Origin of the sequence: Paenibacillus sp. PL91 (assembly GCF_012935325.2) — a bacterium.
Taxonomy (GTDB): Bacteria; Bacillota; Bacilli; order Paenibacillales; family Paenibacillaceae; genus Pristimantibacillus.
This window is the reverse complement of record NZ_JABBYG020000004.1, coordinates 503456-521686: the sequence shown is the minus strand read 5'-3', so window position 1 is coordinate 521686 and position 18231 is coordinate 503456. Positions and strand designations below refer to the sequence as shown.

General features: G+C 46.5%; 16 protein-coding genes. 6 read left to right on the top strand and 10 right to left on the bottom strand.

The genetic code is table 11. From position 1 onward, the window contains the following. Positions 1-188 precede the first annotated feature (188 nt). Together HI950_RS13245 and HI950_RS13240 are read left to right on the top strand one after the other, a co-directional pair. Positions 189-1070, top strand: a complete 882-nt coding sequence (locus HI950_RS13245) for an arylamine N-acetyltransferase family protein (RefSeq protein ID WP_169082294.1) — start codon at positions 189-191, stop codon at positions 1068-1070. A 278-nt stretch (positions 1071-1348) separates the two neighbouring features. Further along, entirely contained in the window at positions 1349-4360 is a 3012-nt protein-coding gene (locus tag HI950_RS13240) for a hypothetical protein (RefSeq protein WP_169082295.1), read from the top strand. Between the two features lie 69 nt (positions 4361-4429). On the opposite strand, the gene HI950_RS13235 is transcribed toward HI950_RS13240, so the two are convergent. From HI950_RS13235 to HI950_RS13205, 7 genes are all read right to left on the bottom strand, one after another. Beyond that, on the bottom strand, positions 4430-4960 hold the full coding sequence (locus HI950_RS13235) for an acyltransferase (protein ID WP_169082296.1): 531 nt from the start codon (positions 4958-4960) through the stop codon (positions 4430-4432). A gap of 156 nt (positions 4961-5116) precedes the next feature. Beyond that, the gene (locus tag HI950_RS13230; RefSeq protein WP_169082297.1) at positions 5117-6079 is read right to left on the bottom strand and encodes an ROK family protein; all 963 of its coding nucleotides are present in this window, start codon (positions 6077-6079) and stop codon (positions 5117-5119) included. A gap of 18 nt (positions 6080-6097) precedes the next feature. Beyond that, positions 6098-6778: an N-acetylmannosamine-6-phosphate 2-epimerase gene (locus HI950_RS13225; RefSeq protein WP_169082298.1), complete on the bottom strand. Its 681-nt coding sequence runs from the start codon at positions 6776-6778 to the stop codon at positions 6098-6100. 38 nt (positions 6779-6816) lie between these two features. Beyond that, entirely contained in the window at positions 6817-7734 is a 918-nt protein-coding gene (locus tag HI950_RS13220; protein WP_169082299.1) for a dihydrodipicolinate synthase family protein, read from the bottom strand. A 59-nt stretch (positions 7735-7793) separates the two neighbouring features. Next, positions 7794-8687: a carbohydrate ABC transporter permease gene (locus HI950_RS13215; protein WP_223285255.1), complete on the bottom strand. Its 894-nt coding sequence runs from the start codon at positions 8685-8687 to the stop codon at positions 7794-7796. Between the two features lie 12 nt (positions 8688-8699). After that, entirely contained in the window at positions 8700-9596 is an 897-nt protein-coding gene (locus HI950_RS13210) for a carbohydrate ABC transporter permease (RefSeq protein WP_169082300.1), read from the bottom strand. A gap of 78 nt (positions 9597-9674) precedes the next feature. After that, positions 9675-11060, bottom strand: a complete 1386-nt coding sequence (locus tag HI950_RS13205) for an ABC transporter substrate-binding protein (RefSeq protein ID WP_223285254.1) — start codon at positions 11058-11060, stop codon at positions 9675-9677. Positions 11061-11271: 211 nt separating this feature from the next. On the opposite strand from HI950_RS13205, the gene HI950_RS13200 reads away from it, so the two are divergent. The 4 genes from HI950_RS13200 to HI950_RS13185 are packed head-to-tail and all read left to right on the top strand — an operon-like array spanning position 11272 to position 15809. Beyond that, a complete protein-coding gene (locus HI950_RS13200) occupies positions 11272-12933 on the top strand; it encodes a response regulator transcription factor (protein ID WP_169082301.1) in 1662 nt (553 codons plus the stop codon). Between the two features lie 4 nt (positions 12934-12937). Then, positions 12938-14749 carry a cache domain-containing sensor histidine kinase gene (locus tag HI950_RS13195; protein ID WP_169082302.1) on the top strand — a complete coding sequence of 604 codons (1812 nt, stop codon included), beginning with the start codon at positions 12938-12940 and terminating at the stop codon, positions 14747-14749. A 14-nt stretch (positions 14750-14763) separates the two neighbouring features. Then, positions 14764-15117, top strand: coding sequence for a CidA/LrgA family protein (locus HI950_RS13190; RefSeq protein WP_169082303.1), 354 nt, complete (start codon positions 14764-14766; stop codon positions 15115-15117). Continuing rightward, entirely contained in the window at positions 15114-15809 is a 696-nt protein-coding gene (locus HI950_RS13185; RefSeq protein ID WP_169082304.1) for an LrgB family protein, read from the top strand. The genes HI950_RS13190 and HI950_RS13185 overlap by 4 nt, the downstream gene beginning before the upstream one ends. A 54-nt stretch (positions 15810-15863) precedes the next feature. On the opposite strand, the gene HI950_RS13180 is transcribed toward HI950_RS13185, so the two are convergent. The 3 genes from HI950_RS13180 to HI950_RS13170 form a co-directional block, all read right to left on the bottom strand. Then, complete coding sequence (locus tag HI950_RS13180) at positions 15864-17171, bottom strand: NAD(P)-binding domain-containing protein (protein ID WP_169082305.1); 1308 nt, start codon at positions 17169-17171, stop codon at positions 15864-15866. A gap of 59 nt (positions 17172-17230) precedes the next feature. Beyond that, a complete protein-coding gene (locus HI950_RS13175; protein WP_169082306.1) occupies positions 17231-17533 on the bottom strand; it encodes an NAD(P)/FAD-dependent oxidoreductase in 303 nt (100 codons plus the stop codon). A 242-nt stretch (positions 17534-17775) separates the two neighbouring features. Continuing rightward, positions 17776-18222: a MarR family winged helix-turn-helix transcriptional regulator gene (locus tag HI950_RS13170; protein ID WP_169082307.1), complete on the bottom strand. Its 447-nt coding sequence runs from the start codon at positions 18220-18222 to the stop codon at positions 17776-17778. Between the last annotated feature and the right edge of the window lie 9 nt (positions 18223-18231).

Genomic DNA, 18231 nt, shown 5'->3' with positions numbered 1-18231 from the left:
AGATCAATATATGTAGGGATACTTGCCCAACATTACAGCAAATTTGTAAAAAGCAGCCGCACTTTGTACCGGTACAGATACGACTATTTTGTATTGTTCCGTATTCACTTCTCGTTTACGATGGTCATACAGAATGAGGAAAGCAAGAGCTAAAACAAACGACTTTTAAATATGGTGAGGTGTATACGATGGATAAGCTAACTAGAGAGGAAATAAAAGCTTATTTAGAAAGAATCGGGATCGCTGATATTAAGGCTCCTACTAAATCTTATTTATATGAGCTTCATAAAGCCCATGTAAAACATATATCCTGGCAGACGATAGACATTTTTGCAGGGAAACCTGCTGCCATTGATTATCGTGATTCGATTTCACTCATTCTCAATGGGCGGAGCGGTTATTGCTTTCACCTAAATGGTGCGTTCAGCCTCCTCCTTCGATCGTTAGGCTATAAGGTTAACTTGCACCGGGCAGGCGTTCAGCCATTAGGCACCGAACCCCGCATTAACGGCTTTCACTTAGGAGTGACCGTTACCTTAACAAATGATCAGCTTGAAGACGAGATCTGGATAGTTGATGTTGGACTAGGCGATATGCCCTTTGAGCCCCTTCCCCTGCTTGCAGGCACTTATCAACAAGGCCCATTTATTTATAAGGTTGTGGAATCCAGCGTGGCTCCAAATGGCTGGCGCTTAGAGCATGATCCGTTAGCCTCTGTTGCAGGTGTCGATTATGACCCTGCAATTATAAAGGATTTGGAACCCTTTAAACCAAACCATGAACATTATAGCCGCTCAGCGGAATCCCCATGGCATAATGTGTTTATCGTTAAAAATCGGCATGAGACCGGCAGCAATGAGCTGCGCGGCTGCATATGGATTAGACGTGAAATGAATGAGATAGTGAAGACGGAGATTACGAATCAAACACAATGGCTTGATGTTTTAGCGAATCGATTAGGTGAGCGGCTCGTTAACTATACGGAGGAGGAGAAAGATGAGCTATGGAAGAAGGTACAACGGGCTCATGAGGAATGGAAATTGTCTAAAGTGAATCAGCCTAGCTCATAACCATATAAAAACAGGCGTTTGCATTCGATGCAGACGCCTGTTTTTTTGTGATGCAATAATCCCGTATTTTCTTTTCATCTTCTTATGCTGTGCGACCTATTTCCAGCACAACCGATTCATGAACGCCATTATCTCAAGAAGGAAATGAGTCTATTTCCATCCCTAATAGTAGGAAGTTCGCCTCTTATTGCCCTAATAATAAAAAGGTATGCTATCAACAATTAAGGAAATGATTTCAAATATTTCATAATAACATTCTGCTAAAAGAGGTGATTTAGTTGCACTTTAGAAAAAAAATTGTCGCAGCCGCACTCACGTTTACCATGTCTGCTTCCATCTTCAGCGGTCTGACATTCAGCGGCAAAACCATTATGAACGATACGCTGGGATTCGTTCATAGGGCAAGCGCAGCCGAAGCAGCTCCAAAAGCAAATTTACAGAAGCTATTCAGTATTCATAACGCCTTAACAAAAGGCGATGCTGTCGATGTTCAGGCTGTGAAGGATTTACGTGTGGAGCTTGCTGCGCTGGATGAGACGGCAGATCAATCGCTCATTGATCCGGTATGGAACAAGATCAAGCTCAAGCTTCCGGCTTACGTTGATCAAGTGAAGCTGAAGACGAACCTTTTCCGATTCGTGAAAGCGATTCGCCTCTACCTATTAGATCCCGTGGAGAGCGATTTGGAACAAATTCGCAATGATTCGGAATTCCGAGCAGCGCTTCAGACCATTTCGGCTGCAGCTGGCCTGCCTAGTCTGACGTTAGAGGATTTTCTTATACTCTTGCTTGGCGACGGCGGCATCCGCCCAGGGTTCGAGGGTACTTTCCGCGAAACGCTGCGTAACAAATCGCCATATGAGCTGGCAGAGCTGATCAATGACATGCAGAAATCGAAAGATTTTCTCTCTCAAGAAATGACAAAAGTGCTAGGACTAGCGGATAAGTATCAGGTTAGCAGAGTGCTGCGCAATCTTGGCGTGAAGGCGCAGGATGTAATCGATATGCAGCATAATTTCGAAACGAGGCTCCAGAAGGATGATGCATCGTTTGCTGCAATAGCCATCGCCTATATGCGCTCGGATACGGTGATACATTGGTCCACTTCTCATTTTCCCGATGATCCTCCAACGTATCGTTACACTTTAAATATATTTGGTGCCTACATTACTCATTATGACGACCTGCTTCCGATTGAAATGTCGAAAATATCAGAGAGTCCAGATCTTTATGTAACCTCCTTTAAATCGACATACATCGGACTTGCCACCCTGCTGAACAATGCTAGAAGTGCTACGGCCGTTGTTCAAGTTAAGCTGCTCCATCCTTTCGGTGGACCGGAGAAGGTTATCTTGGTGAAAGAGATTCGTCACGCTCATCCTATTTCCGAGTTTCCAAAGGAACCCTTTTTCGAGAAAATCAATAGGCTGCATGAGTCGCTAAGTACGGCAGCTCCGGCGGACGCCCAAGAGGTGCAAGCCTTTTATGAAGAGTTAAAGGCGCTGGACGTTAATGCTGATCAAACCTTGATTGACCCGATATGGAATAAAATTGAACGGTTTCTGCCAGCTAGCGTCGACAAACAAAGAAACAAGCTGGCACTTTTTCAAATGTTGAAGGAAGCTGGCCAGTTATCTTATTATGACGATTCCATTGATCTGGAAGCTTTCTTTACGAATGCGGAATACGATGGAGCACTATTTAACTACCTCTCAACAGTCCAAACCAACCTTTATGCGGAAGATCTCATGATTTTCCTGCATGGCGACGGTGCTGCGAGAAAAGGTGTACAAGGTACAATGACGGAGCTGCTTGCCGATCAAAGTCCGCAGGAGCTGATCTCGCTTTTGTTCGATCAAGAAAAGCGAGACGCGCAGCTGTACTCGGCGCTTAACACCGTCTTAAGCCAAACGGACGATCGCTACTATAGATTCAGTCCTGCATTCCAGAAGCTTGGCGTTACTGCGGACGATATTATGGCAGTCGTTAACCAATTCCAGAGCAAGCTTGAGCATGACCAAACCGCAGTAAGCGCCATGCTGCTCGCCTACCTGCGAACGCATTCGGTAGAACAGGTTTCGGTAAGCCAAGACGGTCGCCAGCATGACTATTCGTTATCTACGCTAGGCAAAGAGGTGCCGAATTCCCTACTCGTTTGGTCCAAAGCTTCCGGAAGCGACGCTGTGACCGTATCACCCGAGGGCTCGGTTAAGCTTTCCAAGCCTAAAATGGAAGGGTCCGCTGTTATTCAGGCTAAAGCGCTGAACCCGATCGACGGATCGGAGAAAATCATTTTCCAGAAAGAAGTGACGTTAACGGCAGCAGATACCGGAAGCTCCATTCCGCAGGCTCTGCTCGACCGGCTACAGAAGCTGCATGAGGCGATAGCTGCTGGTGATGCGGATGAGATTGAGGCTATTCGAAATCTGCAAGAGGAGATCGCCGGTCTAAACGATGCGAACGATCCGAAGCTAATCGCTCCTTTATGGAACAAGATAAAAGCGAAGCTGCCCGCTTCTTCTGACGAAGCAAAACTTAAGAGCAGCTTGTTCGAAATGTTGAAGGCATACAGCTCCATCCGATACGATCCGCAGCTGTCCGAGCTCGAAGCCATTGCAGCAAACGAGGAATATCGTGAGCTGCTCAGCACGCTTGCAGCTGCGGGAGAAGGTTCGAATGTAACTACCCTGGACTTACTCCTTTTTCTCTTCGGCGATGGCGGCGAAGTCAAAGGGATTGAAGGTACAATTAAAGCTATTCTAGCTGATAAAAACCCAGAGGATCTGTCTGCACTGCTAATCAACCATTATGCCATGAATGAGGTGTTTAACGAGGCGCTTGTTGAAGTATTGAATCAGAGGGAAACTTACGCGCTAAGCGCAGCTTTAGCTAACCTTGGCATCACGCCCGCGAATGTGTGGTCTACCGTTCTGAATTTTCAGGAGAAGCTGAAGAAGGACGAGCCGGCATTATACGTCCTGATCGCTGCCTATATCCGTGCTGAAGCGGTGGAAACGGTGAAGATTACAGACAATGGAAGAAATCATCATTACTCGCTTCAAGCTTTCGGGTTCGACCTTCCGTCAATGCCATTTATTATTTGGAAGCAAATATCCGGCAGCGAGCAAGTAATCGTAAATCCGAATGGAACCATATCGATTCCGATTGAAGAGGCAAGCGGCACTGCAGTCATTGGTGCGTTTCTCATGAATTTTTTTGGCAAGAATGATCATATGATTTTCCAAAAAGAAGTAACGCTCGTTAATGAAAAAGGTTCTGATCCGGAATAATCCTCACAAAAAACAGGCGAGCCCTCTTCCCTTATCCGGGAGGAAGGCTCGCCTTTATGTAATGGCCTATTAATCCCGGACCCAGCCCTCCTCGATTTCCAGCTCACGAATAACCTTTGCGGGACTTCCTCCTGCCAGCACGTTGCCGGGAACATCTTTGTTGACGGTGCTCTTCGCTGCTATAACCGAATTATCTCCGATCGAAACGCCAGGAAGAATGGTGCAGTCAGCCCCAATCCACACGTTGTTGCCTATCGTAATTTTTTTGCTAAGCTCACCTTTATCAGCACTATCCATACGGTGGTAATTGCTATCAAAAATACTCGTTCTTGGACCTATTTTTACATGATCGCCAATGATGATTTGTTTATTAGCTGCGATTCCGACGCCTGCATTAATGTAGACATGATCTCCAATCGTTAGGTTCGCGCCCTTGGTGCTCGTAATTTGAACAGCCCACGGATGTCCCACAATCGAAAGGTTTCTGCCAACCTGAATGTCACCCATTCGATTCACGAACACTTTTCCGCGCAGCTTTGGAGCTGTTTTACCGAATTTGTAGAGGCCTTTAAGCTTGTACATTACGTTATTAAATTTCATATAAAAAAACCTCCACTTCTAAAAGTTCGCTTTTCGAATATTATAACAGATATTTAATCGTATTTTCGTAAAATAATATTCAAAATGAATAATTTATAATAAAAAAAAGCGGATAGTCAATGAACTGACTACCCGCTTTATTAAATAGCGCATTTATTATGCGTATTCCCACGCCTGCAAAGCCGCACCTATCATTCCGCATAAATTGCCGCGATAGGCTGCTTCAATTCGAACGCCCTCCGCCATCGATGGCATCGACCGGAGACTGACTTCCTTCCTTATCCCAGCAAATAACGGCTCGCCTGCTTCGGCAACGCCACCGCCAATAACGATCAATTTTGGATTGAATATATGAATGAGGGAAGCAATAGCGGAGCCAAGCGCCGCCATCGTTTCCTCCATCAGCTGGGCGGCTAGCGGTTCACCAGCCAGCCACCTTGCAATCACTTCTCGTGAATCCACATTATCACTCGCATCCCCGTCTATTGAAAGCTTCTCTGACATGCGGCGGGCAATGCTCGTACCAGATGCATATTGCTCCAAGCAGCCCTTCCCCCCGCACAAGCAGGGCCGGCCATTTAAATCTACAGACAGATGTCCGAGCTCGCCGCCTCCACCCCATAAGCCATGAACAAGGCGACCGTCAACGACGATGGCTCCGCCCACGCCGGTTCCGAGAGCAAGACATAGAAAATGGTCAACCCCTTGCGCTGCTCCAAGGTACTTCTCCGTAAGCGCAAGCACATTCACGTCGTTATCCACGATAGTCGGCAAAAGAAACTGCTGCTGAATGATGCTTTGCAGCGCTGTTCCTGCATAATGAGGGATAAGCTCGGATGCCGATCTTATGCTGCCATTTGCCCAATCGATTTGTCCTGCGCTCCCAATGCCAATGCCTTTGAACCGGATTGCCGGCTGGATCACCTTCACCTCTGCCATCAAATCATGAACAGCTTGCTTCACGCGATCAACCGTCTTGGCTTGCCCAGCCATCGTGCTGAGGCTTAAGGTATGCAGAACACTCCCATCCGCCTTTACGACACCGGCGTTTATTTTTGTGCCCCCAATATCCACGCCTATTGCGTATTCCGTTTGGGGATCGAACCATTGCATATCCATCCGCTCTCCCCCTTGATCCTACCTTGTACGCAATGCGCTGACATAACGCGCCGTAATCAGCTGCGGCCTTGTAATGGCACTGCCCACTACGACATATGCTGCTCCAATATTCATCGCTTTCGCCGCATCCTCCGGCGTCCATATCCGTCCTTCTGCAACGATTGGAACGTTAACCGCTTTGCATAGCTGCTCCAGCAATTCAAAATCCGGCGCTTCCTGCTGCGTACTGTATGGCGTATAGCCCGAAAGGGTCGTGCCGATGAAATCAGCACCCAGCTCCTCCGCTGCAAGCCCTTCCTCAAGGGTAGAAATGTCCGCCATTACCGCAGCACCTTGTTCATGCGCATAATCTATCCATGTTTTTACGGTTTCCAAACGTCCTTCTCGATTCGTAACATCGAGAGCTACGATATCCGCTTTGGCATTTACGATTGCCTTTACTTCTTCCAGCGTCGGAGTTATGAAGATAGCCGAGCCCGGAATATCCCGCTTAATAAGCCCGATTACCGGCACATCCACTTCCTGCTTAATCGCAACGATATCCGGAACACCGTTCGTTCGAATCCCAATGGCACCGGCGCTCACTGCTGCCCTTGCCATTTTTGCCATCGCATCGCCGCCGTGAAGCGGCTCGTGCTCGAGCGCCTGACAGGAAACGATTAGCCCTTTCATAGGGAAAATGTCATTCAATCGAGTCATATTGGCTGATTCCCTTCCGAGAAAATCTATCCTTTTACTTAGCCCTTTGCTTGCGCAATATAATTCAAGATTCGGTCATTCAATTTTTCAATGCGGTCCATATCGGAGGCTGCAACAGGCAGAAGCGGCATTCTAGGCTCGCCCGTCTCAAATCCGCGCAGCTTCAAGATCGCCTTGCATGCCCCATACAAAGACGGAAAGGACAGCAAATCCACAATAAGCTCGTTCACGATGAACTGCCATTTCTGCGCTTCGGCCATCTTTCCTTGCACATAGCATTGCTCAATCTTCAAGAACAGCTCTGGCATAACGCCATACGTGCCGCCAATTCCCCCGTCCGCACCGATGCTTCGTCCAGCTAGATATTGCTCGTCAGGCCCATTTAGGACAAGAAAATTATTGCCGCCGGCAGCCTTGAATTGCTGAAGCTCAAACGTGCTCTCCGCCGAAATTTTTACGCCAATGACCTTGCCCTGCGCTGCCATCTTGACGAGCAGGCTCTTCGATAACTGAAAGCCGGTCGTTTGTGGAATATGATAAATTATAAAGGGAAGCGAGGTGCTGTCAATAATCGCTTGCCAATGCGCTTCGACGCTTTGCGGAGATAAGCGGTAATAAATAGCCGGAACAGCTGACACGGCATGAGCGCCTGCTTGCTCTGCATGCCTCGCAAGCTCTACGCTGTCTCTGGTTGACGGCGAACCGACATGTGCGATAATCGTAAGCTCATCGCCTACTTCTGCGATGACCGCCTCCAGCATTTGCTTGCGTTCTTCAACGGACTGCAGCATGCCCTCGCCTGAGCTCCCCCCGACATAAAGTCCGCTAACGCCAGTTGAAGCGTAGTGGCGAGCCAGCTTCCGAGCCGCTTCCTTATTGATTTCGCCCTGCTCATTATAGCTGGAGTACATCGCGATTGTAATGCCTTTATAACGTTCCAAATCATCGTGTTTCATCGTAAAATAGCCTCCGTTTTTAGAAAGATAGATTTAGGGATATACGATCCCCGCTTTTTTCAGCCTTTAACTGCGCCCATCGTAATGCCTTGCGTAAATGCCTTTTGGAATAATAGGAAAATGGCGATCATGGGAATAGACGCAAGCGCCGCGCCAGCCATCAGCAGCCCGTAATTTGTCGTAAACTCGCCTCTAAGCGTTGCTACACCTAGCGGCAGCGTCATCATCGAGGTTGACCTTGTCATAATGAGCTGGCTGAAATAATCATTCCATGAAGTAATGAAGGTAAAAATAGCAAGCGCGCCTAAAGCCGGTTTAAGCAAAGGCAATATGATCGTTGTAAACAAGCGCATTTCCGAGCAGCCGTCTATCTTCGCTGCCTCGATCAGCTCGCCTGGAATGGTCTGTGCAAATTGCTTCATTAGAAACACGCCGAATGGCCAGCCAATTGCCGGTAAAATAAGCCCTTTATACGTATTGACCCACCCAAAATCCGCTAACATCGTAAAGAGCGGCACAAGAATTACCTGTTTAGGCAGCGCCATTGCTGCAACAAACATCGTAAAAATAACTATGCGGCCAGGGAATGATTTTTTAGCCAGTACATATCCGGCAAGGGATGATACGATACAGATCGCAGTCATCTCCAGCAATGCAATAATGAAGCTGTTGAACATCCAGCGCTCCACCGGATTTTTAAACAATTCCGTCCAGTTTTGCATCGTCGGCTTAAGCGGAAACCATTCTGGCGGAATGGTCGTTGCTACGGTCTGTAGCTTAAATGAGCCGGAAACTACCCAATAGAAGGGAAAGATAAAAAATAGAGTTGCTGCTATTAAAAGGATGCCTGCCAGCACTTTCGAAACGGCAAATTCTTTTTTCCAAGCGCTTTTTTTCTTTGGCTGCACCATCGTTGCTTTCATCTCTAATGAATGGTATGAACTCGAACTCATGATGTCCCCCCCTTAGTACTCAACATCGCTGCCAAAGTATTTGAATTGAATAATGGAAATAATGCCAATGACGATTGCGAGTAAAACGCCCATCGCGGATGCATTGCCGAAATGCCCTAATACGAATGCTTGCTCATATACGCCGTACATGACGGTTGATGTACTATAGACGGGACCACCCGAAGTAAGCAATTGAATCAAAGCAAAGCACTGGAAAGTATTAATCGTGGTGATGACGATAATATACAAATTTGTAGGCATCAGCATCGGCCAAACAATTTTCCGGAATATCTGCCATGGCGTTGCACGGTCAAGCTCCGCCGCTTCAATGTAGGAGGTCGGAATGTTGCCAAGCGACGCGACGTACAAAATAATCGGCTGGCCAACGGAGGTCGTAATTAAAACAGCGATAATCGCGAGCAGTGCAGTCCTAGTGTCTCCAAGCCAAGAGATCGGCTCTGCGCCGAACAAGCTAGTCAAATAATTGAGAATGCCGTAGTTCGGATGATAGATCCAGCCCCATACGACCGTAATACTGACGACGGACGATACAGCTGGCAAGTAGAACACGCCTCTAAAGAAGGATCTCGCAAACTCTTTTTTCTTATAAATATTGACCGCAACAAAAATAGAGAACACGATAACAATCGGTACGGTAATGACAACAAGCAAAAGCGTGTTTCGCATTGACTTCAGAAAGGTGTCATTATGAATCAGCGAAATATAGTTATCGAACCAAATAAAATTAAAATCTCTCAATGAGTAATCAAAAAAGCTGATATATACCCCCTTAACCATTGGATACGCTACAAAGAGCAGAAAAAATCCAAACGCCGGCAGTAAAAACAGGTAACTCATCAGCCAATCGCGCAGCACGTAACCCTTCGTTTTGCGAACGGTTGCCTCCATTTCCCTCTCCCCAATCATCGATGTTTTGAAAAGAGTAGAGCACTCGCGCACTCTACTCCCCCATGGACGCCATGTTCTTTATTTAGCTGCTGCTTTTGCTTTAGCAATCGCTTCGTTTGCACTTTTGGCAAAGCTGTCCAAAGCTTCTTTGCCTGTTGCTCCGCCAATCAATGCACGCTGCAATTCAGGGAACCAGAACGTACGGATGTCAGCATAGCCATCTGCGATGGTTGGTGCATCAGTCGTAAATTTACGCGCATATTCTGCGTAGGTATACTCTGGGTCGTTATAGAGGCCAGTTATGGAATTACGAACGGATAATCCGCCAGTTTGAATCAGGTTTTTCTTGCCGTATACCTCGTCGTTAGCAATGAAATCGATCAATTTTTTCGAAGCTGCAATCTTATTCTCATCGCCATTGTTGAACACGGCCATTCCGCCGAGATACGGCTCAAGCTTCGGCTCCGAACCATCTAATGTCGGGAACGGAAGCAAAACATCTTCAAACTCGACCATTTTTTTAGATACGTTTTGCGCTTTTAGAACAGCGGAATAGTTAAGCGTAAATGCCAGCTTTCCTTGCAGGAACAAGTCGTTTACATCGGCTGCAGCAAGCGAGGCTGCGCCAGTGACGCTTAACTTATCATTCGTAGCTTGAACGATCCAATCCAGCGCCTTTGCGGCATTATCGGTATTAATGGCAACTGCGGAATTGTCTTCATTCAAAAATCTGGATACGCCTAGGTTAGCAATATAGGCACGAGTGCCTTGGTCACCAGCTTGGCTTTTTGCGAAAAACCCAGTTGGAATAACCTCAGGCGCTTTCTCTTTAACAGCTTGAAGCGCTTTCTTATATTCATCAAATGTCCACGTTCTGTCCTCTTTGTTCAGCGGAAGCAGATCAAGCGCACCGATTTTCTCAAAAATCGTTTTATTGACTGCCATCATGAACGGCGCCGTATTAATGGGATACATATAAATTTGATCGCCTACGCTCGATTGCTTCCAGAAGGCCGGTGAAATATCGTTCTTCACTTCATCGGTCACCATATCATTCAGGGGAGCCAGCAAATCCTTCTTGCCCCAATCGATAATACGTCCAGGTGCATCATAGATAACGTCTGGCGCTGTATTGGAGGCGATCGCAACATTCAGCTTCTCGGGGCCCCCCTCAAAGGTGATCATCTCTAAATTAACTTTAATCTCCGGGTTTTTCTCATTGAATGCAGCAATAATTTCTTTCTCGTATTTGCCGACTTCCCCATCCAGCGCCTGGAAGGTCGGAAAGTTCCACCATGTAATTTCAACGGGCTTGGCTGCCGTTTCGGTTGCAGCGGGTGTATCACTGGCTTTGTTTGTTGGAGCGTTATTCGTATTCGTGTTTGAGTTCCCGCATGCCGTTAGCTGCATGCCTAGCAAAGCGACACCTACAATCGTCATAAGTCCTTTTTTCATGACCGTCATTCAAATACCCCCCATTATGTTTTGGAATAAAATGAGAATGCCTTATCCCTTGCGCTAATCATAAAACATTTGTAAATTTAGAAGAATCCCTTACTCTTTACATTCATGGTCGTATTCTGACCTGTTCCTTCTATCATTCTATAAGCATGTTATAATTCATTACATACTTCGAAGATATCCACTATGAGCATAACCTTCAGGAGGGAATATCATGTTTAAACTAATGATTGTAGAGGATGAACCCATTATACGATTGGGTCTAAAACATTATTTTTCCTGGGAAGAGATTGAGGTACATACCATTATTGAAGCGGAGAACGGAAAGGATGGACTTGCTCTTGCGCTTCAAGAGATGCCTGATTTGGTCATTACCGATATTCGCATGCCTGAGATGGACGGCCTTCAAATGATAGAGCAAATACGCGTGACGCTACCAGACACGCTATTTATTATTTTGACAGGTTTTAATGATTTTGAATATGCACAGAGAGCGATCCGCGCAGGCGGTGTCCATGCTTTCCTGCTTAAGCCTTTGGAATACGAGGAAAGCCTGGCAACGATCCAAGATGGCATAGATAAGCTGAAGGAGAAACGGCATGAGCTGGAAAGCCTGTCTATGTTAGAGATGGAGATGAAACAGAGCTGGAAGCTAAAAGGGAGCGAGCTCGTAAAGCTTCTGCTTGAGGAAGAGCATACTGCGGTAGATGAGTCTATTATCGGGGAGCTTTGCGAGCTTCCGAGCAGCGCGTATGTATATCAGCCATTTGTAGTGACGTGGCTTCCACATCTGAAAGCGCATTCCGAGCCTAGCAGCTGGGGCAAACAGCAAGCGGACACTTTTCTAATAGAAGCGGCTGAGTCCCTTTTCCCCGATTATGATAGGCAGCATATTTTCACCTATACGTATAAAACGAAGCTCTTTGGAATGATAGTACTGCCTGTAAAGGATTCAAGCGACGTCATCGGCCCTATCGACGAGAAAGCACAGGAACAACTAGACCCGTTGCTGAAAATCGCCGGAAAAGAGTATCAAACTTCGCTGTTTATGGCGTTAGGTACACGAACATCCGATTTATCCCAAATGAAAAAGCTGCTGAACGATTCCGATAAAGCGTTGTATCAGCGCTTTTACGAAGAAGATCACAGCTTGTTCATTGCCTCACGCCTAAGCAATGCCTCCCAAACAGCCAAAGCAGCCCTTATCCAGTTGGATGAGAATGATAGGAAACGGATCGTCGCTTGTTTGGAGAGCGGCAATGAGCTGGAAACAAGGCTGCTGATGCAGCAGCTGGCTCAATCCATTTTGAGCAAAACAACCTATGCTTCATTTGAAAAAACGCTTGCCTATTTGCAAGAACTGATCAGTGTCATTATTCGTTTTGCCAACAAAAACGGCATTCACATTGACGGCGTCTACAGTGAAAAGCTGTTAAACCTTACATTCGTCGATGATTTCCCGACGCTTGATGCGCTTTTCGACTGGCTGGGCAGGTGGATGGTGCATTTGGGCCTTGTTTATACGGAAGGGTTAACGGAAAACCATCAGCAGGATGTCATCATCTTTGAGCACATTGAGTCTTTCATTAAGCAAAATATCGATCAAGAGGTTACGCTGCAAATGGTCGCCGACCGCTTCTTCTATAATCCCTCTTATTTGAGCCGGCTGTTCAAGCGGAAATTGGACAAAAACTACATGCGATTCGTCACCGAAATCCGCATTCAATATGCGCAGGAATGCTTGAAGAAGCCCGAATATTTGGTGACGGATGTTTGTACGATGTGCGGATATAAGAGCTATAAGCATTTTGTAAAAACGTTTAGAAGCATCACGAATATGACACCTACCGACTATAGAAAACAATCTGGATGGTGACCCTGTGAGAAAATTAGGCCGGCCCACCTATCAATATCGAATGAAGCATGTCAATCATCAAATTTTTGTGCTTATGGTTTTGACGATTACCGTTCCGCTGCTCGTCATTTCCGCAATCATTTACATCTTTTCAAATCAAGCGGTCAAAAACGAATATCAAAGCAGCTCCAATCTCATTCTCAATAATCTGTCCTTTAATATTGACCAGTATTTGCAAAGCATCGAGAAAGGCACGCTGAATGCCCAGATGGACAGCCGGCTTCAGATTGCGCTTGAGCATTGGACAAATAGTGGAAATACTACCGGGAACGATCAGAGCATTCAATACGGAAATACGATCGAGCATTTCATCAGCTCCATCGAAATGACGATTAAAAATGTCGATAGCGTGCAGATTTATGCAGGCTCGCGTGTCTTTTATTCCGCAGACTTCAACCGAGCCGACTATGATTTCAAAGACTTTACCCAAGAGGATTGGTATATTCAGACGCAGCAAAAAAAAGGGGGTGTCATCCTGTTTGGCAGCCATACCCCCTTTCATCGAACCAATTCCAAGGCGCCGGTTATTTCTATCGCAAGGGTAATCAATAAGGTCGGCAGCAAACAGCCGCTGGGCGTCATGCTCATCGACATTCGCCTCGATTCCTTGCGGGAAATATTGCAGCTCTCAGAGACGAGCAAGCGCAATTTTATTATTATCGATGATAAAGGCGGCGTTACTTATCATTCGGATGCCAACACAGACATCAGCAAATCCATTTCGTTAGAGGATAAAACGCTCCGTACCTTCCTGGAGGAAGACGCGGGCAGCTTTTATGCCGATGTAGCCGATACCAAGTCGTATATAAACTTTGTGACCTCCGATTATTCGAATTGGAAGGTGATTCAATATATCGCTGAGAAAGAAATGACGAAGCAGGCTGCGTTTCTCGGTAGAATCATTTTAACGCTGGCGATCCTATCGCTTGGCACAGCTATTTTGTTTATGTACATCTTGTCGGAGCGAGTGACAAAACCGATTATCCTATTAAGCAGACAGGTTAAAATGGTCGGCATGGGAAAATTCGATGTGGATTTAAGCAGCGACCGGCAGGATGAGTTTGGCGTGCTGTATCAAGGCATTCGCAAAATGGTCGAGGATCTGCAAAACTATATCGAGCGATCGTCTATGGCAAAGGCTCAGCAAAAGGTAGCTCAGTTTGGCGCTCTAAAGAGCCAAATCAACCCGCACTTCCTTGCGAACGTACTCGAGTCCATTCAGATGAAAGCAGTCATCAACGGCCAGCGCGATATTGGCGAGATGGTCGGCATCGTCGGTCGGTTGTTTCGAATACATATTCAAACCGGCAAGGATACGGTAACGCTGAAGGAGGAGCTGGAGCATATCCGCCTTTATGTCAAAATACAGCAATTGCGCTTCGGCGATAAAATTCAATATATCGAACGGTTGGCTGCGGATAGCAAGGCCATTCAGGTCATGCATTTCTCGCTGCAGCCTTTAATCGAGAACGCCATTGTGCATGGATTGGAACGCCGCAGCGGACCTGGTCAGCTCGAAGTATCCACTTTGAGATCGGGCAGCGAAGTGATCATTATGATCAAAGATAACGGGGTCGGCATGAGCGAGGAGAAGCTTAAACAGCTTCAATACCGCCTCTCGCAGCCGTCTGATACGCTCGACGAGGCGCATATTGGAATCAAGAACGTACATGACCGGATACTGTTTTACTTCGGGGAGCAGTACGGCATCGAAATCGACAGTCAGCTAGGTGAAGGAACGACGATTAGTATCCGGCTGCCTGCAAACCAAGCTTAAATAAAGGAGATACTATGCTAGGATTCGCTATTTTACTAGGCTTTAACTTACTCGGAAGCTGGCTCCATCTGAGCCTTCATATCCCTTTGCCAGGCAATGTTATCGGTCTTATTCTTTTTCTCATCGCCTTATTTACTAAATTAATTAAGCTAGAATGGGTGGATACTGCGGCAAGCTGGCTTACCGGACATATGATGCTGTTTTTTATTCCTTTCCTGGTCGGGACGATAGTCTTTTTCCCACTGATCGGATCGAACTGGCTATCGATTGGAATTGGCGTCATCGGCAGCGCTGTAGCCTCCCTTCTGGCAACGGGCTACGTTACGACTAAGCTGCTCCGGAATGGTGCCCAAGGCGGTGTGGAATGAATCTGCAAGAATGGCTCAACCAACCGCTATTTGGCATTGCCCTTAGCGTTATCGCCTATGCCGCCGCACAGCTCATCCATCAACGCTGGCGCTGGCTGCACCCGCTTTTTCTGTGCTCGGGATTTATTATTCTGCTGCTGCTAAGCTTTCAGATCCCATATGAAGCATACAAAGCAGGCGGTGACGTCCTTACCCTCCTGCTGGGTCCTGCGACGGTAGCTCTCGGCGTGCCTATTTATAAAAATTTCAGCTTAATCAAAAAACATATTCTAAGTATCCTAGTGGCGATAACCGTTGGCTCTCTTATGAGCATCGCAAGTGCCGCCGCTCTTGTCGCCCTTCTCGGCGGCAGCCGTGAGATTTTGCTAAGCATGCTTCCTAAATCGGTCAGCTCCCCCATCGCGATAGAAATATCTCGTCAATTAGGAGGTTTGCCTGAGCTTACCGCAGTGCTAACGGTGCTTACTGGTCTCTTTGGCAGCATGTTCGGGAAGAAGCTGTTAACCTCGCTCAAGCTGAAAAATGGCATTGCGATAGGCGTTGCCATTGGCACGTCCTCTCATGGAATCGGCACAGCGAGGCTCATCAAGGATTCCGAAATACAAGGCAGCATGAGCGGCTTTGCCATGGGTGTGGCTGGGATTATTACCTCAGTGCTGTTCATTCCCATCTATTGGTGGCTGTCTAACTAAGCGAATCGAGCAGCAAAGGAGCGCTAGCCCCTTTGCTGCAACTAATTGCTCATATTAATTGGCTTTTTTGGCATCCAAAGGTCCACAGCACGAGGCTTGGGATACTCTTAATGCAGTCTTTGGTCGTGACACGCTGCATACGCCAGTTTCAGGCAGATGGAGCTTCACTTCCCGTGCCGAATCCCAATCGCCTGCTAAAGCTGCAACAACGCTTCTCACCTGCTCGTAGCCCGTCGCGAGTAAAAACGTAGGTGCACGTCCGTAGCTTTTCGCACCGACGATATAAAAATTTTGCTCCGGCTGGCTGAGCTCTGCTTCTCCATGCGGGCGAACTGTACCGCAGCTATGAATGTTAGGATCAATGAGATCTGCCAGCTTCGGTACACACTCAATGGATGAATCGGCTGCATATCGAAGTTCTCTGACGAAGGAGAAATTTGGTCTTGCTCCCGTTGCAGCAATAATCTCGTCCACACCTTTGATCGTTGCGCCCGTGCCAATTAGATTTATCCTCTCCTCCTCTTGCTCGAGACCATCGATATAAAAAGGCGTATGGACGTTTACGGCTCCTTCTTTAACAAGCGCAGCAGCACGTGAACCAAGCTTTCCTCTAGCAGGCAGTCCATCAAGCTCACCGCCTCCAAAAGCATCACCAAGCGATTGTTTTCTTAGTACCCAATGGATCGTGGTTTCAGGATTTTTCAATTTGAGCTCATGCAGCAATAGTACGGCATGGATAGCCGAATGTCCGCTCCCTACGACGGCCACCGTTTTACCCGAGTATCGACTAGCTTGAGATCCTTTAATATCGGGTATGCCATAATGAATGCGCGAGCTATAGTTGGTCTCTTTCGCAGCGTAATCACCGCTAGCTCCAATTGGATTTGGTGTTCTCCATGTACCTGTAGCGTCAATTACCGCAGAAGCCTCGAGCCGATGGTCAACGTTATGCCTCTGGTATACGACTTCGAAAGGCGCCTTTTCTCTGCCAGCGGTTCTCATTTTATCAAGACCCTTACGATGAATGGCTGTTACCCGTGCCTCAGTCCTAATGTATGGCTTTAATTTATTCAGTTCTGAGAGTGGATACAAGTATTGATCAAATAATTGTTTGCCGGTTGGCAGTTCCTCTTTTGGCGGAGCAGTCCATCCTGTTTCGGCAAGAAGCTCTGCTGCTGCAGAATCAATGTTAAACTCCCATGGAGAAAACATTTGGATATGGCTCCATTCCAATACCGACGCCCCAACCGAAGCTCCCTGTTCCAATAATACAAATGGGATTTCTCTTTTTGCTAACTGCGCAGCTGCTGCCAAAGCAACTGGACCTCCACCAATAATAGCTACAGGCAATTGATTTTCCATCGTAATTCCTCCTCGATTTTTTTCATTCATTCGTTATTTAAACTGAAGGCTCGCTGCTATTATGAACTTCTTCTTGTTGACCGTTTTAGATGCTTCACCACATATTTAGCATCAGAACCTACACCACGGATTGTTGCTGAAATAAATGACCGTTGACCGGATAAGCCTAGATAATATAAACCAGGCACCGTGCTGCTCACACCTCCCTTCTGAACCGCATAACCTCGATCATCCACTGCACCTTCAACGCCATAAAGATACGGAATAATGGGTTTAAAGCCAGTGGCAAAAATAATGCTGTCGATGCTCTCTTTTATTCCATCCGGCCAAATGACCCCTTCGGCATCCATTTTTATAAACATGGGTTTCTGTTTAAGCTGGCCATTTTGCAGCTTGTTTTTGAAGCCGCCGATATCAATGGCTGGGACTTCCTACAGTCTTACCGAAGCGCCAAAAAGGAAATTTATCATACCCTATAATCTTTATCCAAAAATGAATGTCTCTCCCGAGTAATCGTCGTATAATTCGCTCATAATATCTCCATTCGCAAATGAAATTATTTGCATTTTGCAAGTAATTATTTAAAAAATATGGAGTAATCTCATTACCCCATAGGTGTACAGCACATTTTTGACTTTTGCATGCTTGTAATCAGCAGCTGCAGCGAACGGAGGACAGTCTCCTTCTCGAACTCATTCATAAACGAAAAAACCTCGTCTAAGTAATCGTTCATCATTTTTTCAATTGAACCTGCTACAAACTTCCCTTCCGTCGTCAGTGACAGCAGATACACTCTGCCATCTTCAGGAGAAGCTGTTTTTTTTACAAGCTTATTCTTTATTAATGATTGAATTTGCCGACTAAAGGTCGTAATATCCACGCAAAGCGTCTCTGCGACCTTATGCATGGAAGGCATGTTCTGGCGCCCAATCTCGTAAAGGATATGGCTGTGAATGAGCGATATATCCAGACCGCTGATTTGACAACAGTTCTTGTTCAACAAACCAAACTGCCTTGCAAGGACTTGCAGCAATTCTCTCGGGTTATCCATTTTTCATCC